Origin of the sequence: Acidipropionibacterium timonense, from assembly GCF_900605005.1 — a bacterium.
GTDB classification, from domain to species: Bacteria; Actinomycetota; Actinomycetes; order Propionibacteriales; family Propionibacteriaceae; genus Cutibacterium; species Cutibacterium timonense.
The window spans coordinates 700,501-724,257 of the sequence record NZ_LR027558.1 but is presented as its reverse complement, the minus strand read 5'-3'; the positions used below and the strand labels follow the sequence as shown (position 1 = coordinate 724,257).

Below are 23,757 nucleotides of genomic sequence, written 5' to 3'. Positions count from 1 at the left end.
GGAGCCCGGACCGCCTGGGGCGGTCCGGGCTCCCTTGCTCGAGATCGAGAGGTGATCGGCTGGGCGATCAGGCCTCGACAGGGTTGACGTTGACGACGCGACGACCACGGCGGGTGCCGAACTCGACGTGCCCCTCGCGCAGGGCGAAGAGGGTGTCGTCATCACCACGGCCGACTCCGTCGCCCGGATGGAAGTGGGTGCCACGCTGGCGGACGATGATCTCGCCGGCGTTGACGAGCTGGCCGCCGAAGCGCTTGACGCCGAGGCGCTGAGCGTTCGAGTCACGACCGTTGCGGGACGAGGATGCGCCCTTCTTGTGTGCCATGTCTGTCTACCTTCAGCCTTCGATTCCGGTGACCTTGACCTGGGTGTACTTCTGACGGTGCCCCTGGCGCTTGCGGAAGCCGGTCTTGTTCTTGTACTTGAGGATGCGGATCTTGGGACCCTTGGCCTCACCGAGGACCTCGGCGGTGACCTTCGCCTTGCCCAGTCCGTCCTTGTCCGAGGTGACAGACTCGCCGTCCACCAGCAGAAGCGGGGTCAGCTCGATGCTGCTGCCCACCTCGTCGGCGACCTTGTCGATCTCGACGATGTCACCCACTGCCACCTTGTGCTGGCGGCCGCCACTACGCACGATCGCGTACACGCCTGACCTACTCTCGTTGTTGTCGCTATCACGGGACCGGAACCGTCGGCCCCGGAAAACCTGACCGACGTGGGGCTGTACGCGCACACGCGACGCACACGCACGTCGGACCGGCTACCCACTCTACCTGCGGCCCCGACCCGGGTCAATTCGACGAGGATCGGGACGCCTTGCGGCCACCGGAGGACCGGTGCCCCTTGCGGGACGACCGCTCCCCGCCGTCGGCGGGGGCCTGGGAGTCGACCGGCTCGGTGTGCCGGTGGTAGCCGCGTCCCCCACACTCCTTGCACTCCTCGGTGAAGGCCTCGGCCAGACCGGTGCCGATCTTCTTGCGGGTCATCTGGACCAGGCCCAGGGAGGTCACCTCGGCCACCTGGTGACGGGTCCGGTCACGTCCCAGGCACTCGGTGAGACGCCGCACGAGCAGCTCCCGGTTGGCCGGCAGGACCATGTCGATGAAGTCGACGACGATGATGCCGCCGATGTCACGCAGCCTCAGCTGGCGGACGATCTCCTCGGCCGCCTCGAGGTTGTTGGCCGTCACCGTCGCCTCGAGATTGCCCGCCGACCCGGTGAACTTCCCGGTGTTGACGTCGATGACCGTCATGGCCTCGGTGCGGTCGATGACGAGGGATCCACCCGAGGGCAGGAAGACCTTGCGCTCGAGGGCCTTGGCGATCTGCTCGTCGACCCGGTACTGCGCGAACGGATCGCCCTGCTCGGAGTCCCACCGGGTGAGCCGCGAGGCCAGGTCGGGGGCGACGTGGTCGACGTACGCCTTGATGGTGTCGTAGGCGTCCTCGGGGCCGCCGTCACCGGCGATGACGAGTTCGGAGAAGTCCTCGGTGAAGAGGTCACGGATGATCCGCACCGTGAGGTCGGGCTCGCTGTAGAGCATCGTCGGGGCGTGGCTCGACTGCGACTTGCGCTCGATGACCTCCCACTGGGCCTTGAGCCGACTGATGTCGCGGACGAGGTCGTCCTCGGAGGCCCCCTCGGCGGCGGTGCGCACGATGACGGAGGCGTCGGCGGGGATGTTGTCCTCGATGATCCTCTTGAGACGCTTGCGCTCGGTGTCGGCGAGCTTGCGGCTGATGCCCGAGAGCTGGCCGCCGGGCGAGTAGACGACGTAACGGCCGGGAATGGAGATGTGGCTGGTGAGGCGGGCACCCTTGGCACCGACCGGGTCCTTGGACACCTGGACGAGCACCTGGTCGCCCGACTTGAGCACCTGCTCGATCCGGCGGTCCTGACCCTCGTTGCCGTACGCGGACCAGTCGACCTCGCCGGCGTAGAGGACGGCGTTGCGCCCCCGGCCGATGTCGATGAAGGCGGCCTCCATCGAGGGCAGGACGTTCTGCACCTTGCCCAGGTAGATGTTCCCGATGGACGAGGCGGCCGAGGCCCGGTCGACGTAGTGCTCGACGAGCACACCGTCCTCGAGGACGGCCAGCTGGGAGTACTCGGCCGACTGGCGCACGACCATGCGACGGTCGACCGACTCGCGGCGGGCGAGGAACTCGGCCTCGGTGAGGATGGCGCTGCGACGGCGCCCGGCGGCCCTGCCCTCGCGACGACGCTGCTTCTTGGCCTCGAGGCGGGTCGATCCCTCGATCCCGGTGACCTCGTCGGCGGCCGACCGACGCGACCTCGGCTCACGGACCTTGACGACGACGTCGCTCGGGTCGTCCTGGGACCCGGCGGTGTCCTCACCGCGGCGACGACGGCGACGACGGCGACGACGGGAGGTCGACTCCTCGGCCTGGTCCTCGCCGGACTCCTCGGAGGTGTCCTCGGCCGGGGTCTCCTCGGCCCGGTCGGAGGAGTCCTCCTCGGCGCTCTCCGTGGTCGACTCGTCCTCGGCGTCCCCCTTGCGACGACGGCGTCCGCCACGACGACGGCGACGACGGGAGGTCGACTCCTCGGCCAGATCCTCGGACTCGGTCGGCTCCCCGGACTCGGTCGGCTCCTCGGGCGCCTCGTCGACGGCCTGCTCCTCGGCCCGGGCAGTCTCCGGTTCGGCCTCGGCGGTCCCCGGCTCGGGAGAGCCGGACTCGGCGCTCTCGGCCTGGCCGGAGGAGGGGCGGGGGGNTCGGGTGGTGGTGGCGGGATCCGCCTGGGGGGTGGCGGGATCCGCCGTGTTCTGGATCTCAGGATCGTCCTGGAGCATGCGTGCTCTCCTCGGCCTTTCGGCGCAGTCGGGTGCACCCGTCCCCGGTGGACACGTCGGGACGACGTCATGAGCACCGGGCGCGGTGCAGAAGCTGGCGGTGATCCCTCGGCTCCGTCATCCCCCGCGGTCGCCATGGGCGTCGCGGTGAGGACCGACAGGCCGGAGGTCGGGGAGGTACCCCATCACCTGCGGCCAAGTATGTCACACCTGGGAGGGTGTGCACTCCTCGTCCACCGGCCAGACGACGACCGACCGTCCGTCGAAGGGGTCGACGAGGGCCGCGTCGAGCCCCTCACCCTGCACGACGCCCTGGGCCAGTCGGGTGAGCGGGCACACCCGCGGATCGAGTCGGGCACCCCGGGCCACGAGAGCGGACAGGACGTCGTCGGGCCGCACCAACGGCGTGTCGTGGTGGAGCATCATCCGCAACCGGTCGCCCTGCCGGCCCAACCCGATGACGGCCCCGCGCACGTCGAAGGTCCGCATCCCCGAGCGGGTCATCCGCTCGACCTCACAGCTCCGGGCCGCCAGCAGGGCCGCCACCGCCGAGTCGACACCGAGGTCGTCCTCCCCCCTGTCGACACGTCCCTCCTCGGCCCGACCCGGCAGCCCGGCGACCCAGGCCGAGGCGGTGAGGACGTCGGTCCAGGCCGCCCGGTCCGACTCGACGACCTCGAGGACGACCATCCCCGGGGGCATCTGTGCCGCCAGGGCCGAGGCCACCTTCGCCGGGTCGCACACCCGGGCCAGGGCGATCTCGAGGTACTCGGCCTCGCTGGCCGCCCCCGTCGGGGAGGCGTTGGCGTAGGAGATGCGCGGATGGGGGTTGAACCCCGACGAGTAGGCCATGGGGATGCGTGCGCGGTTGAGCGCTCGCTCGAAGGCCCGGGCGAAGTCACGATGGCTCGTGAATCGGGCGGTTGAGCGCTTGGCGTAACGCAGCCGCAGTCGTTGCGCTGGTGGGGCCTGTTGCTCGGGCTGGTCGTTCCGGGGGGTCACGGATGTCTCCTCACTCGGGGCGAGCCCGGTCCAGGTCCGCTGGTGCCACGGACAGGGGCAGCAGGGTGCGCCCGGAGGGCCCCACCTCGATCCGGGTGCCCATCTGCGGGCAGACGCCGCAGTCGCAGCACGGCGACCAGCGGCAGTCCTCGACGCCGCGCTCGTCGAGGGCGTCCTGCCAGTCGTCCCAGAGCCAGTCCCGATCGAGCCCGGAGTCGAGGTGGTCCCAGGGCAGCACCTCGTCGTACTCCCGCTCCCGCGTCGTGTACCAGTCGAGGGACACACCCAGCGGCTCGAGCTCGGTCCGGCAGCACTCGACCCAGCGGTCGTACGAGAAGTGCTCGTTCCAGCCGTCGAAGACGCCGCCGTCCCGCCACACGGCCTCGATGACCCGGCCCACCCGACGGTCGCCGCGCGAGAGCAGTCCCTCGATCATGCCGGGACGCCCGTCGTGGTAGCGCATGCCGATGGCCCGGCCGAACCGCCGGTCGCCGCGGATGGCCTCGCGCAACAGCTCCAGGCGGGCGTCGACCACCTCCGCGGAGGCCTGCGCGGCCCACTGGAAGGGGGTGTGCGGTTTGGGGATGACCCCGCCGATGCTGATGGTGCAGCGGATGTCGCGGCGCCCCGAGGCGCGGCGCCCGGCCTCGATGACGTGCACGGCCATGTCCTTGATGCCCAGGACGTCCTCGTCGGTCTCGGTGGGCAGACCGCACATGAAGTACAGCTTGACCTGACGCCATCCGTGCCCGAAGGCCGTGGCGACGGTGCGGATGAGGTCCTCCTCGGTGACCTGCTTGTTGATGACCTTGCGCATCCGCTCCGACCCTCCCTCGGGAGCGAAGGTGAGCCCGGAACGCCGACCATTGCGCGACAGCTCGTTGGCCAGGTCGATGTTGAAGGCGTCGACCCGGGTGCTCGGCAGCGACAGGGACACATTCGTGCCCTCGTAGCGGTCGGCCAGCTGGCTCGTCATCTCGGCGATCTCGGAGTGGTCGGCACTCGACAGGCTGAGCAGCCCGACCTCCTCCAGGCCAGTGGCGGCCAGCCCCTGGGCCACCATCGACCCGACGGTGTCGATCGACCGCTCGCGCACCGGACGGGTGATCATGCCCGCCTGACAGAACCGGCAGCCGCGGGTGCAGCCCCGGAAGATCTCCACCGAGTAGCGCTCGTGGACGGTCTCGGCCACCGGAACGATCGGCGCCTTGGGGTAGGGCCAGGCGTCGAGGTTCGACACCGTGTGCTTCGAGACGCTGAACGGGGCCTCGGGGCGGTTGGGGACGACCCGGCGGATGCGTCCGTCCGGCAGGTACTCCACGTCGTAGAAGGAGGGCACATACACCCCACCCGTCGACGCCAGCCGGGAGAGCAGGCCGTCACGGCCTCCCGGACGCCCCTCCCGCTGCCAGTCGCGCAGGAGGCGACTCACCTCGAGGACGGCCTCCTCCCCGTCGCCGAGGATGGCGGCGTCGATGAAGTCGGCCAGCGGCTCGGGATTGAAGGAGGCATGCCCACCGACGATGACGAGGGGGTCGTCGAGGCTGCGGTCGGCCTGGTGCAGCGGGATGCCGGCCAGGTCGAGGGCGGCCAGGAGGTTGGTGTACCCCAGTTCGGTCGACAGGGACACCCCGAGGACGTCGAAGGCCCGCACCGGACGGTGCCCGTCGAGGGTGAACTGCGGCACCCCGGCGGAGCGCATCTGCTCGGCCATGTCGGGCCAGACGGCGTAACTGCGCTCGGCGAGGATCCAGTCCTGCTCGTTGAGCACCTCGTAGAGAATGGCCACCCCCTGGTTGGGCTGACCCACCTCGTACGCGTCGGGGTACATGAGCGCCCAGTGGACGTCGACCGACGTCCACTCCTTGACGACGCTGTTGTGCTCTCCCCCGACGTACTGGATGGGCTTGTTGACCCGCGCCAGCAGGGGCTCGAGTCGGCCGAGGAGATCCTCGGGGATGGTCCGTGTGGTCACCCGCACATGGTAAGGGCTCTCGCCCGCCGGGACCTCAGACCTCGACGGCGACCTGCGGGAACCACAGCGAGATCTCGCGGGCGGCCGACTCGGGGCAGTCCGAGGCGTGCACGAGGTTCTGCTGGTTCGACAGGCCGTAGTCGCCACGGATGGTGCCGGGGGCGGCCTGGGCTCCGTCGGTCCTGCCGTTGATCGCCCGGACCACCGAGATGGCCTCGCGTCCCTCGAGAACGAGGGCCACGAGGGGGCCGGAGGTGATGAACGCGGCGAGCCCGTCGTAGTACGGCCGCCCGACGTGCTCGGCATAGTGCTGGGACGCCATCTCGGCATCGATGGTGCGCTGCTCCAGGGCAACGATGGTCAGGCCCTTGCGCTCGAACCGCCCGATGATCTCGCCGATGAGATGACGCTTCACCGCGTCGGGCTTGAGCAGAACGAGGGTCCTCTGGATCTCACTCATGACCGCGACCCTATCCCAGCGGGTACCGGGCGGGCATCCCGGGGGTCAGCGGTCCTCGGCCTCCAGACGCCGTCCCAGGACGATGGCGGCGATCCAGATGACGAGGAAGACCGCACCGACGACGTACATCATCGGGCTGCCCAGGCCGAGCAGGACGAGGTAGACGTGGGTGACCCAACCCAGCAGGTAGGAGTCGGCACGACTCACCGCGACCGCTGCCCCGAGGGCCAGCACCATTCCGACGACCCCCGCGGTGACGGCTGCCCAGACCGGCACGGAGGACACCCAGATCATGCCGGGAATGGCCAACCCGGCGACGATGACGTCGAAGACGAGCAGGCTGAGGACGGCCCGGGCCATGGGGTTGCCATGGCGCAGGCCGACTCCACGCGGGTCGACTCCACGCGGGTCGACTCCACTCAGGCCGCTCCGCTCACTCACAGCAGGCCCTCCGGGTCGGCGTCGTCGTCGACGGCCTCGAGCGGCTGCCCCTCCATGGCGGCGATGTCCTCCTCCGACAGGTCCGTCGGCTCGAGGACCGCCGTGGGCAGGCTGGCATGGTTGACGCCGTCCGGCAGGAGGATGTGTCGCGCCTCCCCGGCCAGGACGACCGATCCGGCGACGATGATGCCGGCTCCCGGTCCGGCGGCGTCGGCCCGATGGATCGCCGACTCGAGGGCGCTGGCCACGTCGGGGGCGGTGGTGACGGCGTCACTGCCCCAGTGCCGGGAGGCGATCCGGCCGATCTCGTCGACCGGAAGTGCCCGCGGTCCGGGCAGCGTGGTGACGACGACCTCGTCGACGTCCTGTGCCATGCGAGACAGGACGCCGTCGACGTCCTTGTCCTTCATGGCCGCGACGACGCCGATGAGCGGGTGCAGGTCGAAGGCCTCGGTGAGCCCGGTCATGGCCGACTCGGCCCCGTGCGGGTTGTGGAAGGTGTCGATGACGATGGCCGGGGAGCGACGCACGAGTTCCAGGCGCGCCGGGGCACGCACGGCCGCCAGCCCCTGCTCGATGATCTCGGGCTTGAGCGGCCCGGTGAGCGCCTCGGCGGCGGCCACCGCCAGGGCGGCGTTGTGGGCCATGTGTTCCCCGAAGACCGGCAGGTGCAGTTCCCCCAGCGGACCGCCGGCGGTCTGGAGGCGGATCACCTGCCCGCCGACGGCTCCGCGCCGCTCGAGCAGGCCGAAATCGGGGCCCTCGAGCAGGGGCTTGACGCCGACGTCCCGGCACTGGGCCAGGAGTACCGGGGCCGCCTCGGGCCGCTGACCGGCGATGACCGGCACCGACCCGGGTTTGATGATCCCGGCCTTCTCCGAGGCGATGGCCTCGAGGGTGTCGCCGAGGATGTGCATGTGGTCCAGGGCCACCGGACAGACGACGGCGACGGTGGCGTCGGCCACGTTGGTGGCGTCCCACCGGCCGCCCAGGCCCACCTCGATGACCATGACGTCGACCGGGGCGTCCGCGAAGGCGGCGAAGGCCATCGCCGTCATGACCTCGAAGAAGGTCATCGCGATGCCGTCGATGCGCTGCCCGTCGACCATGGCGACCATGGGCGCGATCTGTTCCCAGGTCTCGTCGAAGAGTTCGTCGCTCATCGGCTCACCGTCGATGCAGATGCGCTCGTTGACACGGACCAGGTGGGGTGAGGCGTACCGGCCGACCCGCAGACCGGCGGCACGCAACACCGCCTCGATGATGATCGCGGTCGATCCCTTGCCGTTGGTGCCGGCCACCTGGATGACCGGGCAGGACCTCTCGGGGTGGCCGAGGAGGTCGAGCAGGGCGCGCTCGCGCTCCAGTCCGGGGCCGATGTGGTGCTCGGGCCAGCGGGCCGTCAGTTCGGCGACGAGGCGCTCGTGGGAGCTCAATAGATGACCTCACCGCTGCGACGACGCTCCCGCAGGCTGGCGAGGGCCTCGGCGAGGATGGCCGCGGCCTCGGCGTCGCTGCGACGCTCCTTGACGTAGGCCAGATGGGTCTTGTAGGGCACGGTGCGCGGCGGCTCGGGCGGGTTGGCCTGGTCGCGGTTGGCCGGCAGACCGCACTTGGGGCAGTCCCAGGTGTCGGGGATCTCGGCCTCGACCGAGAAGGCCGGACGGATGACGTGGTGATTGGCGCAGTAGTACGTCACGTACTCGCGGGGGGCCGACTCGCCACGCTCGGCCTCACCCATGGGGCCGGCACCGACACGGCTGCCCCGGATGGCGCTTCCACCAGACATGCATTTCTCCTCAACGAGCAGTGATGACCTGCCGACACGGGCAGGGCCGGTCATGACCTCACCGGCGGGAGGGACGGGGACGGGCGCTCAGCTGAAGCGGTAGAGCAGCAACAGGCCGATGATGCAGGCCAGCCAGATGAGGCCCACGACGACCGTGATCCGGTCGAGATTGCGCTCGGCCACCGAGGTGCCGCCCATGGACGTCGAGACTCCGCCACCGAAGAGGTCGGACAGGCCGCCACCCCGGCTCTTGTGCAGCAGCACGAAGAGGGTGAGGATGACGCTCAGCACGCACAGGACGATGGACAGCGTGAGAACCGGCCAGGTCGCGAGAGGGGCGAAGATCACGGGGTCAAGGGTAGCCCACGAGTGCCCCGGCTCCCACATCCCACCCACCTGAGCTGACCGATGCCTGCCGGGACCGGGCGTCGGCCGACCTCAGGAGGAGCGGTCCGGTCGCCCGAGGGGGGCCCGGGACGCACGTCGTCCCCGCCACCGGTGGTGACGGGGACGACCGCTGGCTCACCGTCCGACACGGACGGTCAGCCGATCACTTGGCGTAGAAGGTGACGATCTGGGCGAAGTCACCGGCCTTGAGCGAGGCGCCGCCGACGAGGGCTCCGTCGACGTCGGGCTTGCTCATGATCTCGACGACGTTGCCGGCCTTGACCGAACCGCCGTACTGGATGCGCACCGACTCGGCGGTGGCCTCGTCGTACAGATCGGCGACGGCCTTGCGGATGGCCCCGCAGACCTCCTGGGCGTCGTCGGCGGTGGCCGTCTCGCCGGTGCCGATGGCCCAGATGGGCTCGTAGGCGATGACGAGCTTGGCGACGTCGGCGGCGTCGATCCCGGCGAGGTCGGCGGTGATCTGACCCACCGTGTGCTCGACGTGCTTGCCGGCCTTGCGGACCTCGAGGGGCTCACCACAGCAGATGATCGGGGTCATGCCGTGCTCGATGATCTTCTTCGCCTTGGCGTTGACGAGCTCATCGGTCTCACCGTGGTACTCGCGACGCTCGGAGTGGCCGGTGACGACGTAGCTGCAGCCCAGCTTGGCGAGCATGGAGCCGGACACCTCGCCGGTGTAGGCGCCGTCCTCGTGGGCCGAGATGTCCTGGGCACCCCAGGCGAGCGGCAGCTTGTCACCCTCGACGAGGGTCTGCACCGAACGGATGTCGGTGAACGGGGGGATGACGACGGCCTCGGACCGGGCCGGGTCGTAGCCGGCGTCCTCGAGGGCCTTGCCGAGATCCTGGACGAGGGACACGGCACCGAGGTGGTCCATGTTCATCTTCCAGTTGCCGGCCATGATCGGGGTACGGGACATCAGTTGTTCTCCTTCAGCACTGCGATACCGGGCAGTTCCTTGCCCTCCATGAGCTCCAGGGAGGCGCCGCCGCCGGTCGAGATGTGACCGAACTGGTCATCGGCGAATCCCAGGGCACGCACGGCCGAGGCGGAGTCGCCGCCGCCGACGACCGACAGGCCCTTGACCTGGGTGAGGGCCTCGGCGACGGCCTTGGTGCCCTCCTCGAGGCCCTTGATCTCGAAGACGCCCATGGGGCCGTTCCAGAAGACGCTGGCAGCCTCCTCGATGACCTTGGCGTAGGCCTTCTCGGTGTCGGGGCCGATGTCCAGGCCCATCTTGTCGGCCGGGATGGCGTCGGCGGGGACGACGTCGATCCGACCGACGGTGTGGGCACCGAAGTCGACCTCGGAGGCGACCCGGACGTCGGTCGGAAGGAGGATCTGCTTGCCGGCGGCCTTCGCCTGCTCGAGGTAGCCCTTGCAGGCCTCGATGGAGGCGTCGTCGACGAGGGAGGTGCCGACCTCTAGACCCTGGGCCTTGAGGAAGGTGAAGAGCATCCCGCCGCCGATGACGAGGGTGTCGGCAACCTTGAGAAGGTTGTCGATGACGGCGAGCTTGTCGGCGACCTTGGCCCCACCGAGGACGACGACGAAGGGGCGCTGGGGGTCGTCGATGAGACCCTCGAGCACCTTGACCTCCTTGTCGACGAGCGACCCGGCGGCACTCGGCAGGAGCTTGGCCAGGTCGTAGACGCTGGCCTGCTTGCGGTGGACGACGCCGAAGCCGTTGGAGACGAAGAAATCACCGAACTTGGCGTACTCGGCGGCCAGCGCCTCACGCTCGGAGTCGACCTTGGAGGTCTCCCCCGGCTCGAAGCGGACGTTCTCGACGAGGCAGACGTCGCCGTCGGCCAGGGAGGCCGAGAGCTCCTGGGCGGAGGGGCCGACGACGTCGCCGGCGAGCTTGACGTCGAGCCCCATGAGCTCACCGAGGCGCTTGGCGACGGGAGCCAGGGAGTACTTGGGGTCGACGGCACCCTTGGGGCGGCCGAGGTGGGCGAGCACGGTGGTGCGCGCGCCGGCCTCGTGGAGCTGGGTGAGGGTGGGCAGAGCGGCCTTGATGCGGCCGTCGTCGGTGATCGTCTCACCGTCGAGCGGCACGTTGAAATCGCAACGGATGACGACGCGCTTGCCGCGCAGGTCGCCGAGGTCCTCGACAGACTTCATGACAGTCCTTTCGTGTGGTGTGTGGCTCTCGAGGCGACGACGACGGCCCTGCGCCCGGTGAGGGGGCACAGGGCCGTCGTACGGTTCACGCTCGAGGCGTCGTGGTTCAGGCCAGCTTCTCGGCGACGAGCTCGGTCAGGTCGACGAGACGGTTGGAGTAGCCCCACTCGTTGTCGTACCAGGACAGAACCTTGACGAGGTTGCCGATGACCTTGGTCTCGGTGGCGTCGAAGATGCTCGAGTGCGGGTCGCCCTGGATGTCGGTCGACACGATCGGATCCTCGGTGTAGGCGAGGATGCCCTTGAGCGGGCCCTCGGCGGCCTTCTTCACGGCAGCCTGGACGGCCTCGACGGTGACCTCCTTGGAGGCCTGGAAGGTGAGGTCGGTGAGGGAGCCGGTCGGGGTCGGGACGCGCACGGCCAGACCGTCGAACTTGCCCTTGAGCTCCGGCAGGACCAGGGCCACGGCCTGGGCGGCACCGGTCTTCGTCGGGATCATGTTGAGGGCGGCGGCGCGGGCGCGACGCAGGTCCTTGTGGGGGGCGTCCTGGAGACGCTGGTCACCGGTGTAGGCGTGGATCGTCGTCATGATGCCGCGCTCGATGCCGAACTCGTCGTTGAGGACCTTCGCCAGGGGGGCCAGGCAGTTGGTCGTGCAGGACGCGTTCGAGATGATGGTGTGCTGCGCGTTGTCGTAGTCGGCGTCGTTGACGCCCATGACGAAGGTCCCGTCGACGTTCTTGCCGGGGGCCGAGATGATGACCTTCTTGGCGCCGGCGTCGACGTGGGCCTTGGCCTTGGTGCCGTCGGTGAAGAAGCCGGTGGACTCGACGACGATCTCGGCGCCGAGGTCCTTCCACGGAAGGTTGGCGGGATCGCGCTCGGCGAGGACCTTGATCTGCTTGCCGTCGACGGTGATCGAGTTCTCGTCGTAGCTGACCTCACCCGGGAACCGACCCAGGATCGAGTCGTACTTCAGGAGGTGGGCCAGGGTCTTGGTGTCGGTGAGGTCGTTGACGGCGACGACCTCGAGGTCGGCGCCCTGGGCCTTGAGGGCGCGGAAGAAGTTACGGCCGATGCGGCCGAATCCGTTGATACCAACCTTGACGGTCATTCAGTGATCTCCTCCAGATGAGGTATGTGCATGCTGCACTCGGACAACTCCAACAATAGCGGCCCCGGCCCGGAACGGTAGGCCGGGGCGGTCGAAGTCACATTCGTGCAGCCGTCAGGCCCCGCCCTCGCGCGCGGCGTTCGGGAGGGCATCCATCGTCGTGGGGATGCCCCGGGTACGCGCCTCCTTGTCGGCCATGGCCAGCAGACGACGGATGCGTCCGGCGATGGCGTCCTTGGTGAGCGGCGGCTCGTGCAGCTGCCCGAGCTCCTCGAGGCTCGAGTTGCGATGCTCCAGTCGCAGGTGCCCGGCGACGAGCAGGTGATCGGGCACCTCGTCGCCGAGGATCTCCAGGGCACGCTCCACCCGGGCCGACGCGGCCACCGCGGCACGCGCCGATCGACGCAGATTGGCGTCGTCGAAGTTGGCCAGGCGGTTGGCCGAGGCGCGCACCTCGCGACGGATGCGACGCTCCTCCCAGGCCAGGACGGACTCGTGCGCACCCATCCGGGTGAGCATGGCGGCGATGGCGTCCCCGTCACGGATGACGACCCGGTCCACATGCCGGCTCTGCCGCGACTTGGCCGTGATGTCGAGACGCCGTGCGGCTCCGACGAGGGCCAGGGCGGCCTCGGCGCCGGGGGCGGTGATCTCCATCGACATCGACCGTCCCGGTTCGGTGAGCGACCCGCGGGCCAGGAAGGCCCCGCGCCAGGCGGCGGCCTGGCAGCAGCGCCCCGCCCCGACGACGGTCGCCGGCAGTCCGCGCACCGGCATGCCGCGACGGTCGATGAGACCGACGAGACGGGCCAGGTCGGCCCCTCCGCGGACGAGCCGGACGACGTACCTCGTCGCCCGGTGCAGCCCGGAACCCTGGACGACGATGAGGTCGGACTCCAGCCCGTAGGCCTCCTGGATGCCCTGACGCAGCCGGCGGGCCGCTCCCCCGCTGTCGAGCTCGGCCTCGATGACGATGTGGCCGCGCACGATGTGGATGCCCCCGGCGAACCGGAGCACGGTGGCGATCTCCGACCTCCGGCAGCACGCCTTGGGGACGGTGACGGTGGACAGCTCCGACTTGAGGGTCGAGGTGAGGGCCACGATGCTGGTCCTTCCTGGGTCTGGCATGGTCAACGGATTCGCACGCCCATGATGTCGGCGTAGGCGGAGGCCAGCCGAAGGGGATCGTGACGTGCCGAGCCGTCCCGCATGGCCAAGTCGGCCTCGACGATACGCGCCCCGAGGTTGTGCGCGAAGGACTCCAGGTGGGAGTCCGAGCCGGCGAAGGAGCGGTCGGCGAGGACGACGTCGAAGCGGATCCGCGGTTCGTGCTCGGCGATGACCTCGAGATGTCGGGCCGGGCTGAACCCGTCGGTCTCGTCGGCCCCGGCGACGTTGAGGGTGAGGATCTTCGTCGCGTGCGAGTCCATGATCGCCTCGACGATCTGCGGCACGAGCAGGTGGGGCATGACCGAGGTGAACCACGACCCGGGCCCCAGGACGACGACGTCCGAGGCGGCGATGGCCTCGAGCACGGTCGGGCAGGCCGGCGGATCGGGCGGGTCGAGCCGCACCTTGATGACCTCGGCGCGGGTCTTGGCCACCGTCGACTGGCCGGTGAGGGTGTACGTCTCGTCGGGCTGCAGCGGGTCGAGTCCGACGACCTCCGCGGCGATGTCGAGCGGGGTGAGGGCCATCGGCAGGACGCGACCGCGGGTGCCCAGGAGCTGACCGACCATGTCGAGCCCGGCGACCGGGTCGCCCAGTTCCTGCCACAGTCCGGCGATGAGGAGGTTGCCGATGGCGTGACCGGCCAACACCCCCGAGCCGCGGAACCGGGCCTGGAGCACCTGGGCCCAGGTCCGTCCGACGAAGTCGTCGGCGCACAGGGCGGCCAGCGCCCGACGCAGGTCGCCGGGCGGCAGGCAGTCGAACTCCTCGCGCAGCCGGCCCGAGGATCCCCCGTTGTCGGCCACGGTGACGACGGCGGTGATCCGGTCGGTGATCCGGCGCAGGGCACGCAATGACACCGCCAGCCCGTGGCCACCCCCGAAGGCGGTCACGGCCGGGCGGTACATCGGCGTCGTCGTACCGATGGGGCCGTAGTCGCGGGCCTCCCGGGCCTCGGCCTCGGTCCACTCGTCGTACTCCGGATAGAACTGCGACGTCATCGTCACTCCCTTCCCAGATCGCGGTGCAGGACGGCGGTGCGTCGACCGCGCGCTCTCAGCCGTCCGGCGAGTTCCTCGGCCATCGAGGTGCTCCGATGCTTGCCACCGGTGCACCCGATGGCCACGGTGACCTGTCTCTTGCCCTCCCGAAGGTACCCCTCCTCCATGCCGGCGAGCAGGTCGTCCACCCGTTCGATGAAGTCGAGGGCTCCCCGCTGGGCCAGGACGTAGGAGGAGACGTCCGGTGACAGTCCGGTCTTGGGACGCAGTTCGGGCACCCAGTAGGGATTGGGCAGGAAGCGGACGTCGAAGACGAGATCGGCGTCGACCGGGACCCCGCGCTTGAACCCGAACGACATCACCTGGTAGGCGAGGGCGGCCTCGTCCCCGTCGGCGAAGGCGTGGTCGATCCGCTGGGCGAGCTGGCGGGTGGTGATCCCCGAGGTGTCGATGACGAGGTCGGCCCCGGCCCGCAGCCCCGAGAGCATCCGGCGTTCCAGGTCGACGGCGTCGAGCAGGTGGCCGCCTCGTTGCAGCGGCAACGGACGACGGCTCGACTCCTGCCTCTTGACGATGGTCTCGTCGGTGGCCTCGAGGAAGAGGATCTCCGGCTCGACCCCGCGGGCACGCAACTGCGTGAGGGCGCCGTCGAGGGACTCGAAGAGGCTGCGGGTGCGCACATCGGCGACGACGGCGAGCCGGTCGATCCCGTGACCGGCGACCTCGTCGCACAGGGACAGCAGCATGGTCGGCGGCAGGTTGTCGACGACGTACCAGCCGAGATCCTCCATGGCATGGGCGGCGGTCCGTCGACCGGCCCCCGACATGCCCGTGATGATGACGACGCGCGCCGGTGTCCCGGTGCTGTCGGTGTGCTGGTCGGACGTCGTGCTCACGGGGCCATCGTAGAGATCCGACGCCGTCCTCGTCCGACCTCCGCCGTCGGCCGCCCCCCTGCCGCGCCCGGCAGGGCTCAGTCCGACAGGACCTCCCCGGTGGCCGTGTCGACGCCCTCGGGCTGCCCCTGGCGAGCCAGGGCGGCGACGACGGAGGCCGCCAGGGTCGGCCCGAAACCGGGCACCGCGGCGATCTCCTCCACCCCGGCCTTGCGTAGTGCGCGAACCGACCCGAAGTGGCTCAGCAGGGTCCGCCGCCGCACCTCACCCAGGCCGGGGACGTCGTCGAGGACCGACTCGACCATGGCCCTCGACCGTTTCGACCGGTGGAAGGTGATGGCGAAACGATGGGCCTCGTCACGCAGCCGTTGCAGGAGGTAGAGCCCCTCCGAGGTGCGCGGGAGGATGACCGGCCACTCCTCGTCGGGGAGCCACACCTCCTCGAGCCTCTTGGCCAGCCCGCACAGGGCGATCTCGTCGGCCAGCCCGAACTCCTCGAGGACGTCGCGGGCGGCGTGCACCTGCGGGGCACCGCCGTCGACGACGATGAGGTGCGGGGCGTAGGCGAAACGACGCGGCGCCCCGGTCGTCGGGTCGATGAGGGTCCCGGTGAGGTCCCCGTCGGCCCCCGCGGCCTGCGCCATCGCCCTGCGGTCCTCGACGAGACGGCGCAGACGCCGCGTGAGCACCTCGTGCATGGCCTGGAAGTCGTCGGACCCCTCGAAGCTCTTGATGACGAACCGCCGGTACTCCGACTTGCGTGGCATCCCGTCCTCGAAGACGACCATCGACCCGACGACATTGGTGCCCTGGATGTGCGAGATGTCGTAGGACTCCATCCGCAGCGGGGCACGGTCCAGACCGAGGGCCTCCTGGATCTCCTCGAGGGCGCGGGTGCGCGTGGCCAGGTCGGAGGACCGCTTGAGCTTGTGCTGCTCGAGCACCTCCTGGGCGTTCTTCGTCACGGTCTCCATGAGGGTGCGCTTGTCCCCCCGCTGGGGGACGCGCAGGTCCACGTGGGATCCGCGCAGCTCGGAGAGCAGTTCGGTGAGGCCCTCCGACGACGTCGGCTCGACCGAGACGAGGATCTCCCGGGGCACCGCCGGGCCCATGCCGTCGTCCCGGACCTGGCCGTGCTCCCCCTCGTGGCCGGCCAGACCGTCGAGCCCGTAGAGCTGGAGGAGGAAGATCTCCATGAGCTCCTCGGCCTCGGCGTCGTCGGCCCGGTCGGCCACCCAGCCCCGTTCCCCACGCACCCGTCCGTCGCGGACGTGGAAGATCTTCACGCCGACCTCGAGCGGGTCGAGGGCCAGGGCGATGACGTCGGCGTCGGTCCCGTCGCCCAGGACGATGGCATTGCGCTCCATCGCCTTCTCGAGGGACTCGAGGGAGTCGCGCAGGACGGCGGCCCGCTCGAACTCGAGGTTCTCGGCAGCCCGTTCCATCTCGGTGCGGATCCGCCGGACGATGGGCGTCGTCCGGCCGGCCATGAAGGAGCACAGGTCCTCGGCGATGGCCCGGTGGGCGTCGGCGTCGATCCGGCCGACGCAGGGGGCCGAACACTTGCCGATGTAGCCGAGCAGGCACGGCCGCCCCTGGGCCCGTGCCCGGTTGAAGACGCCGGCGGAGCAGGAGCGCATAGGGAAGACCCGCAGCAGGGTCTCCATGGTGTCGCGGATGGCCCAGGCCTGGCCGAAGGGCCCGAAATAGCGCCAGCCGCGATGATGGGCGCCGCGGCCGACGAAGACCCGGGGGAACTCATCGGTCCAGGTGACGGCGAGCCACGGGTAGCTCTTGTCGTCGCGGTACATGACGTTGAACCGCGGGTCGAACTCCTTGATCCACGTGTACTCGAGCTGGAGCGACTCCAGCTCGTTCTGGACGACGGTCCACTGGACGTGGGCGGCCGTCGTCACCATCCGTTGGGTGCGCGGGTGCAGGGCGGAGAGGTCCTGGAAGTAGGAGTTGAGCCGATTGCGCAGGTTCTTGGCCTTGCCGACGTAGATGACCTGGCCGTGCTCGTCGCTGAACCGGTAGACCCCGGGCCTGACTCTTATACACAGCTGACGCTGCNGGTGGGGATGGTGCCGGGGGCGGGTCGGTAGGTGGACGGGTCGGCCATAGGGTGAACTCTATGCGCGTCGGTAGGGTGGTCCCGTGCACCTGCTCCTCATTCGCCATGGCCAGTCCGTCAACAACTCCCTGGCGGACATCGGGGTCGAGGAGTACGAGGCCAACCGGCTGCCCGACCCTCCCCTCACCGACCTCGGCCTGGCCCAGGCGAAGGCCCTGGGAGAGTGGATCGGCGGCGTCGAACCGCGGCCGACGGTGCTGTACTCCTCCCCCATGACGCGCACCCTGCAGACCGCCGATCCGGTGTCCCGGACGCTCGACCTGCCGATCCTCGTGCGGGACTTCCTCCACGAGCGCCCGGGTCCGGTCGAGGTGACGCCTCAGGGCCGACGTGCCCACCCCGGTTCCTCCCGCACGACTCTCGCGGCCGTGACGCCACGGGCGGTCCTCGGCGAGGAGATCACCGAGGAGGGCTGGTACCGCGAGCAGATCGAGACCCCGGCGCACGCCGTCGACCGGGCGGCGCGGATCGTCGAGTGGCTGCGCACCGAGCACCGGGACGACGACGTCGTCGCCTATGTGGGGCACGGCGCCATCGGCGCCCTGGTCCTCGAGACGATCCTCGCCCCAGCGCGGGCGGCCCAGCTGCGCGACAGCCCCATCGGGTCCGAGCCGTGGTGGTTCGACCTGGCCAACACGTCGACCTCGATGGTCGAGATGCATGGCGACCGCTGCGAGGTGCACTGGATCAACCGGGTCGACCACCTCGTGCTCGCCGGCCTGGTGACCGGCGCCACCGCGTTCGCCACCGGGAACCCGGGCACCCGCTGAGACCTCTCCCCCACCCTTCACGCCGAACGACCCACGAGACACGACCCCGCCGAGGAGGACGAGATGTCACCGACCCGCCGACAGATCCTGCACACCGCCGGAGGACTGGCTGCCCTGGCCACGACCGGCCTGCTCACCGGTTGCAACTCGTACCAGAACTCCGACGATGTGCACACCGGTCCCGCGACGGCGAAGGCCGCCGACGTGCCGGTGGGCGGGGGCCTGGTCATCAAGGGCTCGAACTTCGTCGTCACACAGCCGACGAAGGGGCAGTTCGAGGGGTTCGTCCGGGTCTGCCCGCATGCCGGCTGCCAGGTCGACGCCGTCACCGACGGGTCGATCATCTGCCCCTGTCACGGCTCGAGGTTCTCGATCAAGGACGGGTCGGTGACCCAGGGTCCGGCGACGAGCGGTCTGGGGGCGGCGAAGGTCACCGTCTCCGGCGACTCGCTCACCGTCTCCGGGTCCTGACGTCACCCCTGCCCGGGACGGCTCCCGACCCGTAGCTCCCGGCCCTCAGCCGGCGTCGAGGATCTCGGCCAGGAACTGCCCCGTGTACGACTGCGGGCAGGCCGCGACCTGTTCCGGCGTGCCCTCGGCGACGACCGTTCCGCCGCCGTTGCCGCCCTCGGGTCCCATGTCGATGATCCAGTCGGCCGTCTTGATGACGTCGAGGTTGTGTTCGATGACGATGACCGAGTTGCCCTGGTCGACGAGCCTCCCGAGCACCCCGAGGAGCTTGTTGATGTCCTCGAAGTGCAGTCCGGTCGTCGGCTCGTCGAGGACGTAGAGGGTCCTGCCGGTCGACCGACGTTGCAGCTCGGAGGCCAGCTTGACGCGCTGGGCCTCACCTCCTGACAGGGTCGTCGCCGGCTGGCCGAGACGGACGTAGCCCAGGCCCACCTCGACGAGGGTCCTGAGGTGCCGGTGGATCGACGAGATGGGCTCGAAGAACTCGGCCGCCTCCTCGATCGGCATGTCGAGCACCTCGGCGATCGTCCTGCCCTTGTAGTGGACGTCGAGGGTCTCCCGGTTGTAGCGGGCGCCGTGGCACACCTCGCAGGGGACGTAGACGTCCGGCAGGAAGTTCATCTCGATCTTGATGGTGCCGTCGCCCTGACAGTTCTCGCAGCGGCCACCCTTGATGTTGAAGGAGAACCGGCCCTGCTGGTAGCCGCGCACCTTGGCCTCGGGGGTCTGGGCGAAGAGGGCGCGGATCTTGTCGAAGACGCCGGTGTACGTCGCCGGGTTCGACCGTGGGGTGCGCCCGATGGGCGACTGGTCGACGTGGATGACCTTGTCGACCTGCTCGATGCCGGTGATCGTCTCGTGCTTGCCGGGTACCGCGCGGGCACCGTGGATCCGCGCCGCCAGGGAGGTGTAGAGGATCTGGTTGACGAGGGTCGACTTGCCCGACCCGGACACCCCGGTGACGACGACGAGCTGGCCCAGGGGGAAGTCGACGTCGATGTTCCGAAGGTTGTTCTGCCGGGCCCCCTTGACGACGAGGTCGCGGCCGGTGCGGGGCCGCCGGACCGCCGGGGTCGGGATGGAACGGCGTCCCGACAGGTAGGCGCCGGTGACCGACTCCTCGCTGGCGAGCAGCTCGTCGACGGTGCCCGAGACGACGATCCTCCCACCGTGCTCACCGGCCCCCGGACCGACGTCGACGACCCAGTCGGCGACCCGGATGGTGTCCTCGTCGTGCTCGACGACGATGAGGGTGTTGCCCATGTCGCGCAGGCGCACGAGGGTGTCGATGAGCTTGCGGTTGTCACGCTGGTGCAGACCGATGGAGGGCTCGTCGAGAACGTAGAGGACGCCGACGAGACCCGACCCGATCTGGGTGGCCAGCCGGATGCGCTGGGCCTCACCGCCCGACAGCGACCCGGCGGCTCTCGAGAGGGTGAGGTAGTCCAGGCCGACGTCGACGAGGAAGGCCAGTCGTGCCCGCACCTCCTTGACGACCCGGGCGGAGATCATCGCCTGGCGTTCGGTGAGCTCGAGGGAGGTGAGGAACTCGGAGGCCTGGCCGATGGACATGTCGGAGACCTCGGCGATGTTGCGTCCGGCGACCGTCACCGCCAGGCTCGAGGGCTTGAGACGACGTCCCCGGCAGGACGGGCAGGGATGCTCGCGGAGGTACTGTCCCCACCGGGTGCGGGCGGCGTCGGTCTCGGCCTCGTCATGACGGCGTCGTACGTAGTGCAGCACCCCCTCGTAGTTCTGGGAGAAGCTGCGCACCCGGCCGAAGCGGTTGCGGTAGCTCACCATGACCGGCTCCCCGTCACCGTGGAGGATGAGCCCCTTGACCTGTGGGCTGAGCTCGGCCCAGGGAACCGTCGGGTCGAACCCGTGCTCCTTGCCGAGGGCCTCGAAGACGTGCGCGAAGTGACGGGCGACCTGCGGCGTCGACCACGGGGCGACGGCTCCGTCGACGAGGCTCACCTGTTGGTCGGGGACGACGAGGTCGGGATCGACCTCGAGGGTGGTGCCCAGCCCCGAGCAGTCCGGGCAGGCACCCCACGGGCCGTTGAAGGAGAACTGGCGCGGCTCGAGCTCGTCGATGTCGATGTCGTGCTCATTGGGGCAGGCCATGTTCTCGGAGTACCGACGCTCGCGGTCGGGGGCATCGGCCGGTCGGTCGACGAAGTCGATGCCGACAACCCCCTCGGCCAGTCTCATGGCGGTCTCGACGGATTCGGTGAGCCGTTGCTTCGTGGACGGCTTGACGGAGATCCGGTCGACGACGACGTCGATGTCGTGTTTGCGCTTCTTGTCCAGAGCGGGCACCTCGCCGAGGCGATGGACCTGACCGTCGACCCGGACCCGGGTGAACCCGTCGGTGAGGAGTTGGCGGAAGAGCTCGACGTACTCACCCTTGCGGCCACGCACGACCGGGGCGAGCACCTGGAACCGGGTGCCCTCCTCGAGGGCCAGCAGCCGGTCGACGACCTGTTGCGGGGTCTGACGGGCGATGGGTTCGCCGCACTCGGGGCAGTGTGGGACGCCGATGCGGGCCCACAGCAGGCGCAGGTAGTCGTGGATCTCGGTGATGGTGCCGACGGTCGACCGGGGGTTGCGCGAGGTCGACTTCTGGTCGATGGAGACCGCCGGCGACAGCCCCTCGATGAAGTCGACGTCGGGCTTGTCCATCTGGCCGAGGAACTGGCGGGCATAGGCCGACAGGGACTCGACGTAACGGCGTTGGCCCTCGGCGAAGATGGTGTCGAAGGCCAACGACGACTTGCCCGAACCGGACAGGCCGGTGAAGACGATGAGCGCGTCCCGCGGCAGCTCGAGGCTGACGTTGCGCAGGTTGTGCTCCCGGGCTCCCCGGACGACGATGCGATCTCCACTCACGGGCAGCAATCGTAGGGGCGGGCGACGACAGTTCTGGTCCGAGACCTTCCGCGGCACTAGGTTGGGGGCATGAGCCTCGAGCGACCTTCCTCGTCAGGGCTGCGTCTGAGCGCGCCCATGGCGCAGGTCCGTGACGCCAAACGCGAGGCGACGCAGCGTCTGCTCGGCGCCACCATGGCCATCACCGACGAGCACTGGCAGTCGCCGAGTCGGCTGCCCGGGTGGACGCGGGCGCACGTCGCGACCCATCTGGCGCGCGGGGCCGACGCCCTCTCGCGGGTCTGCTCGGCCCTCGTCGACCACCGCCCACCGGTGCCGATGTACGACTCGCAGCAGGAGCGGACGACGGCCATCGAGCGAGGCTCGGAGCGGCCCGGTATCGAGCTGCAGATCGATCTGGACACCAGCGCCGGGCGGTTGCACGAATGGTTCGACGACCTCGAGAAGGTCGATCCCGCGACACCGGTCATTCTCCTGCCCGACGTCGTCGTCCACGCCCACGACCTGCCGGCGGTGCGACTGGCCGAGGTGCTCCTGCACCACGTCGACCTCGACGTCGGCTTCGATCTGGCCTCGATCGACGACCTCAGCGCCCGGGTGCTCGTCGAGTGGGTGTGCTTCCGGCTGCGGCGCCGCCGCGACATCCCGGCCCTGCACGTCGTCACCGACTCCGGGCTGACCGACCGGATCGGCGGGACGGGGTTCGCCACGACGGTGAGCGGACCGGACGCCGTCCTCGCCGGATGGTTGTCGGGTCGAACCTGCGCCGGCGAGGCCCAGGGGCTGCGCGGGGTGGACGGCCTGGCCCTGCCGCTCATGTCCTGATCCCCGGCCGAAGGAGTCCGTCATGCCTCGCCACCACGTCTTTCCCGGCGCCGATCCGCTCGTCGTCCCCGTCCGCGACGGGCTCGACATCGTCAAGGTCTCCGTCGGTCCGATGGACAACAATGCCTACCTGCTGCGACCCGCCGAGGGGCCGGTCGTCCTCGTCGACGCCGCCGCCGAGCCGGGGCGGCTCAGGTCGATGATCGACGACCGGACGCTGGGAGCGGTCGTCACGACCCATCGTCATGAGGACCACACCGGGGCACTGGCCCGGATCGTCGAGGAGACGGGCGCCGAGCCCTGGTGCGGGACGCCGGACGCCGAGGCCATCGAGGCGTCCACCGGGGTCCGCTGTCGGACCATGTGGGACGGTGACCTGCTGCGGGTCGGGCAGCTGGAGCTCGAGGTCGTCGGGCTCGTCGGGCACACGCGCGGCTCGGTCGCCCTCATCGTCCGCGGAGGGGAGGGGCGGCCCGACCACGTCCTGTCCGGGGACTGTCTCTTCCCCGGTGGTGTCGGGAAGACCGAGGGGTCGCGCGAGTTCGACAGCCTCTTCACCGGGGTCTGCCTCAAACTCTTCGCTCCCCTGCACGACGACACCGTCGTCCACCCCGGGCACGGGGACGCCACGACCCTCGGTGCCGAACGCGACGCCCTGCCCCTGTGGCGGGCCCGCGGATGGTGAGGGGTCGCCCGACGCGAGGAGGGTTCCCGGGATCAGTCCCGCCCGGGGCCGCTGTCCCAGCCATCCCGGTGGAGCCGTTCCACACCGTCGAGGACAAGATCGAGCGCGAACTCGAACTCGAAGTCCTCATCGCACGAGGTCGCATCGGGGCGACGCGCCCGCGAGTCAGTAGTCACCGCCATGATGCCGGGGAAGTCACGGGGGTCGAGTGACTCGGACCGCCGTCGTCGTCGAGCGGGCGCCGCGGTCGACTCGTCGAAGAGTTCGGGGCTGAATCCCCAGATCCGATTGCCCAGGGCGTGCATGGCGTGGTGGGTCAGGTCGGGTGTCAGCCCTCCGGCGAGGAGCTGACTCGTCACCGTCTCCATGTGCCGGAGCACCGCTGCAGTGCGATGGGTCCGGGTCTCGATGGCTCGCCGCGCCCAGGGGTGACGCCGCATCACCGCACGCGCAGCCAGGGCCGTGCCCCGGACTCGATTGCGCCAGGTCGGGCCCGCACCGACGGCGTCGGACTCGGTCGATCCGGGTCGGCCGATCTCGGCGAGCACCGTGTCGACCATGCCGTCGAGCAGGTCCTCCTTGTCCGCGACGTGCTTGTACAGCGCCATCGGGACGACGTCGAGCTGCTGGCCCAGCCGTCGCATGCTCACCGAGGCGAGTCCCTCCGCGTCCGCCAGCGCCACGGCGGCGTCGAGGACTGCTTGGCGGGACAAGGGTGTGCGCGGGGCCATGGGTCCTCCTCTTGACGTGGCGTACAGCGTACACCTACAGTCGTGCC

General features: G+C 69.9%; 20 protein-coding genes and 3 pseudogenes. 4 read left to right on the top strand and 19 right to left on the bottom strand.

Going from position 1 to position 23,757, the window contains the following annotated elements:
* Positions 1-67: 67 nt before the first annotated feature.
* From rpmA to uvrC, 17 genes and pseudogenes are all read right to left on the bottom strand, one after another.
* Complete coding sequence (rpmA, locus tag E0E30_RS03480) at positions 68-325, bottom strand: 50S ribosomal protein L27 (RefSeq protein ID WP_130865111.1); 258 nt, start codon at positions 323-325, stop codon at positions 68-70.
* Between the two features lie 12 nt (positions 326-337).
* Entirely contained in the window at positions 338-646 is a 309-nt protein-coding gene (gene rplU, locus E0E30_RS03475; RefSeq protein WP_130865110.1) for a 50S ribosomal protein L21, read from the bottom strand.
* A 145-nt stretch (positions 647-791) separates the two neighbouring features.
* A pseudogene (locus E0E30_RS03470) lies at positions 792-2,390 on the bottom strand (Rne/Rng family ribonuclease); the annotation flags it as partial.
* 630 nt (positions 2,391-3,020) lie between these two features.
* Positions 3,021-3,818 carry a TIGR03936 family radical SAM-associated protein gene (locus tag E0E30_RS03465; RefSeq protein WP_245306483.1) on the bottom strand — a complete coding sequence of 266 codons (798 nt, stop codon included), beginning with the start codon at positions 3,816-3,818 and terminating at the stop codon, positions 3,021-3,023.
* A 10-nt stretch (positions 3,819-3,828) separates the two neighbouring features.
* On the bottom strand, positions 3,829-5,793 hold the full coding sequence (locus tag E0E30_RS03460) for a TIGR03960 family B12-binding radical SAM protein (protein WP_411913986.1): 1,965 nt from the start codon (positions 5,791-5,793) through the stop codon (positions 3,829-3,831).
* Between the two features lie 34 nt (positions 5,794-5,827).
* Positions 5,828-6,253, bottom strand: a complete 426-nt coding sequence (gene ndk / locus E0E30_RS03455) for a nucleoside-diphosphate kinase (RefSeq protein WP_130865109.1) — start codon at positions 6,251-6,253, stop codon at positions 5,828-5,830.
* Between the two features lie 45 nt (positions 6,254-6,298).
* Entirely contained in the window at positions 6,299-6,613 is a 315-nt protein-coding gene (locus E0E30_RS03450; protein ID WP_130866714.1) for a DUF4233 domain-containing protein, read from the bottom strand.
* Positions 6,614-6,690: 77 nt separating this feature from the next.
* A complete protein-coding gene (locus tag E0E30_RS03445) occupies positions 6,691-8,130 on the bottom strand; it encodes a bifunctional folylpolyglutamate synthase/dihydrofolate synthase (RefSeq protein ID WP_130865108.1) in 1,440 nt (479 codons plus the stop codon).
* Entirely contained in the window at positions 8,127-8,483 is a 357-nt protein-coding gene (locus E0E30_RS03440; RefSeq protein WP_130865107.1) for an RNA polymerase-binding protein RbpA, read from the bottom strand. The genes E0E30_RS03445 and E0E30_RS03440 overlap by 4 nt, the downstream gene beginning before the upstream one ends.
* A gap of 87 nt (positions 8,484-8,570) precedes the next feature.
* The gene (gene secG / locus E0E30_RS03435; RefSeq protein ID WP_245306482.1) at positions 8,571-8,831 is read right to left on the bottom strand and encodes a preprotein translocase subunit SecG; all 261 of its coding nucleotides are present in this window, start codon (positions 8,829-8,831) and stop codon (positions 8,571-8,573) included.
* 202 nt (positions 8,832-9,033) lie between these two features.
* Positions 9,034-9,813 carry a triose-phosphate isomerase gene (tpiA, locus tag E0E30_RS03430; protein WP_130865105.1) on the bottom strand — a complete coding sequence of 260 codons (780 nt, stop codon included), beginning with the start codon at positions 9,811-9,813 and terminating at the stop codon, positions 9,034-9,036.
* Positions 9,813-11,021 (bottom strand): phosphoglycerate kinase, encoded by a 1,209-nt coding sequence (locus tag E0E30_RS03425; protein WP_130865104.1) that lies wholly within the window; start codon positions 11,019-11,021, stop codon positions 9,813-9,815. The genes tpiA and E0E30_RS03425 overlap by 1 nt, the downstream gene beginning before the upstream one ends.
* Before the next feature lie 106 nt (positions 11,022-11,127).
* Positions 11,128-12,135 carry a type I glyceraldehyde-3-phosphate dehydrogenase gene (gap, locus tag E0E30_RS03420; protein ID WP_130865103.1) on the bottom strand — a complete coding sequence of 336 codons (1,008 nt, stop codon included), beginning with the start codon at positions 12,133-12,135 and terminating at the stop codon, positions 11,128-11,130.
* Between the two features lie 114 nt (positions 12,136-12,249).
* Positions 12,250-13,236, bottom strand: a complete 987-nt coding sequence (gene whiA, locus E0E30_RS03415; RefSeq protein WP_130865102.1) for a DNA-binding protein WhiA — start codon at positions 13,234-13,236, stop codon at positions 12,250-12,252.
* A 29-nt stretch (positions 13,237-13,265) separates the two neighbouring features.
* A complete protein-coding gene (locus E0E30_RS03410; RefSeq protein ID WP_130866713.1) occupies positions 13,266-14,213 on the bottom strand; it encodes a gluconeogenesis factor YvcK family protein in 948 nt (315 codons plus the stop codon).
* 95 nt (positions 14,214-14,308) lie between these two features.
* Positions 14,309-15,133, bottom strand: coding sequence for an RNase adapter RapZ (gene rapZ / locus E0E30_RS03405; RefSeq protein WP_210115858.1), 825 nt, complete (start codon positions 15,131-15,133; stop codon positions 14,309-14,311).
* Positions 15,134-15,279: 146 nt separating this feature from the next.
* Positions 15,280-17,324: pseudogene (uvrC, locus tag E0E30_RS03400) on the bottom strand (excinuclease ABC subunit UvrC).
* Positions 17,325-17,359: 35 nt separating this feature from the next.
* On the opposite strand from uvrC, the gene E0E30_RS03395 reads away from it, so the two are divergent.
* Entirely contained in the window at positions 17,360-18,106 is a 747-nt protein-coding gene (locus tag E0E30_RS03395; RefSeq protein WP_130865100.1) for a histidine phosphatase family protein, read from the top strand.
* A gap of 63 nt (positions 18,107-18,169) precedes the next feature.
* Complete coding sequence (locus tag E0E30_RS03390; protein ID WP_130865099.1) at positions 18,170-18,577, top strand: Rieske (2Fe-2S) protein; 408 nt, start codon at positions 18,170-18,172, stop codon at positions 18,575-18,577.
* Positions 18,578-18,634: 57 nt separating this feature from the next.
* On the opposite strand, the pseudogene uvrA reads toward E0E30_RS03390, so the two are convergent.
* Positions 18,635-21,478, bottom strand: a pseudogene (gene uvrA / locus E0E30_RS03385) (excinuclease ABC subunit UvrA); the annotation flags it as partial.
* Positions 21,479-21,586: 108 nt separating this feature from the next.
* Between uvrA and E0E30_RS03380 the strand changes: the two are divergent.
* Positions 21,587-22,294 (top strand): maleylpyruvate isomerase family mycothiol-dependent enzyme, encoded by a 708-nt coding sequence (locus E0E30_RS03380; RefSeq protein ID WP_280953298.1) that lies wholly within the window; start codon positions 21,587-21,589, stop codon positions 22,292-22,294.
* A gap of 22 nt (positions 22,295-22,316) precedes the next feature.
* Positions 22,317-22,979, top strand: coding sequence for an MBL fold metallo-hydrolase (locus E0E30_RS03375; RefSeq protein ID WP_130865096.1), 663 nt, complete (start codon positions 22,317-22,319; stop codon positions 22,977-22,979).
* 32 nt (positions 22,980-23,011) lie between these two features.
* On the opposite strand, the gene E0E30_RS03370 is transcribed toward E0E30_RS03375, so the two are convergent.
* Complete coding sequence (locus E0E30_RS03370; protein ID WP_130865095.1) at positions 23,012-23,710, bottom strand: TetR/AcrR family transcriptional regulator C-terminal domain-containing protein; 699 nt, start codon at positions 23,708-23,710, stop codon at positions 23,012-23,014.
* Positions 23,711-23,757: the final 47 nt, after the last annotated feature.

Excerpts from the sequence above, each read along its gene's own strand:
- rpmA (WP_130865111.1), bottom strand. The coding sequence starts at position 325 with ATGGCACACAAGAAGGGCGCATCCTCGTCCCGCAACGGTCGTGACTCG.
- ndk (WP_130865109.1), bottom strand. The coding sequence starts at position 6,253 with ATGAGTGAGATCCAGAGGACCCTCGTTCTGCTCAAGCCCGACGCGGTG.
- E0E30_RS03450 (WP_130866714.1), bottom strand. The coding sequence starts at position 6,613 with ATGGCCCGGGCCGTCCTCAGCCTGCTCGTCTTCGACGTCATCGTCGCC.
- E0E30_RS03440 (WP_130865107.1), bottom strand. The coding sequence starts at position 8,483 with ATGTCTGGTGGAAGCGCCATCCGGGGCAGCCGTGTCGGTGCCGGCCCC.
- tpiA (WP_130865105.1), bottom strand. The coding sequence starts at position 9,813 with ATGTCCCGTACCCCGATCATGGCCGGCAACTGGAAGATGAACATGGAC.
- E0E30_RS03425 (WP_130865104.1), bottom strand. The coding sequence starts at position 11,021 with ATGAAGTCTGTCGAGGACCTCGGCGACCTGCGCGGCAAGCGCGTCGTC.
- gap (WP_130865103.1), bottom strand. The coding sequence starts at position 12,135 with ATGACCGTCAAGGTTGGTATCAACGGATTCGGCCGCATCGGCCGTAAC.
- E0E30_RS03410 (WP_130866713.1), bottom strand. The coding sequence starts at position 14,213 with ATGTACCGCCCGGCCGTGACCGCCTTCGGGGGTGGCCACGGGCTGGCG.
- rapZ (WP_210115858.1), bottom strand. The coding sequence starts at position 15,133 with ATGTCGGGGGCCGGTCGACGGACCGCCGCCCATGCCATGGAGGATCTC.
- E0E30_RS03390 (WP_130865099.1), top strand. The coding sequence starts at position 18,170 with ATGTCACCGACCCGCCGACAGATCCTGCACACCGCCGGAGGACTGGCT.
- E0E30_RS03380 (WP_280953298.1), top strand. The coding sequence starts at position 21,587 with ATGGCGCAGGTCCGTGACGCCAAACGCGAGGCGACGCAGCGTCTGCTC.
- E0E30_RS03375 (WP_130865096.1), top strand. The coding sequence starts at position 22,317 with ATGCCTCGCCACCACGTCTTTCCCGGCGCCGATCCGCTCGTCGTCCCC.
- E0E30_RS03370 (WP_130865095.1), bottom strand. The coding sequence starts at position 23,710 with ATGGCCCCGCGCACACCCTTGTCCCGCCAAGCAGTCCTCGACGCCGCC.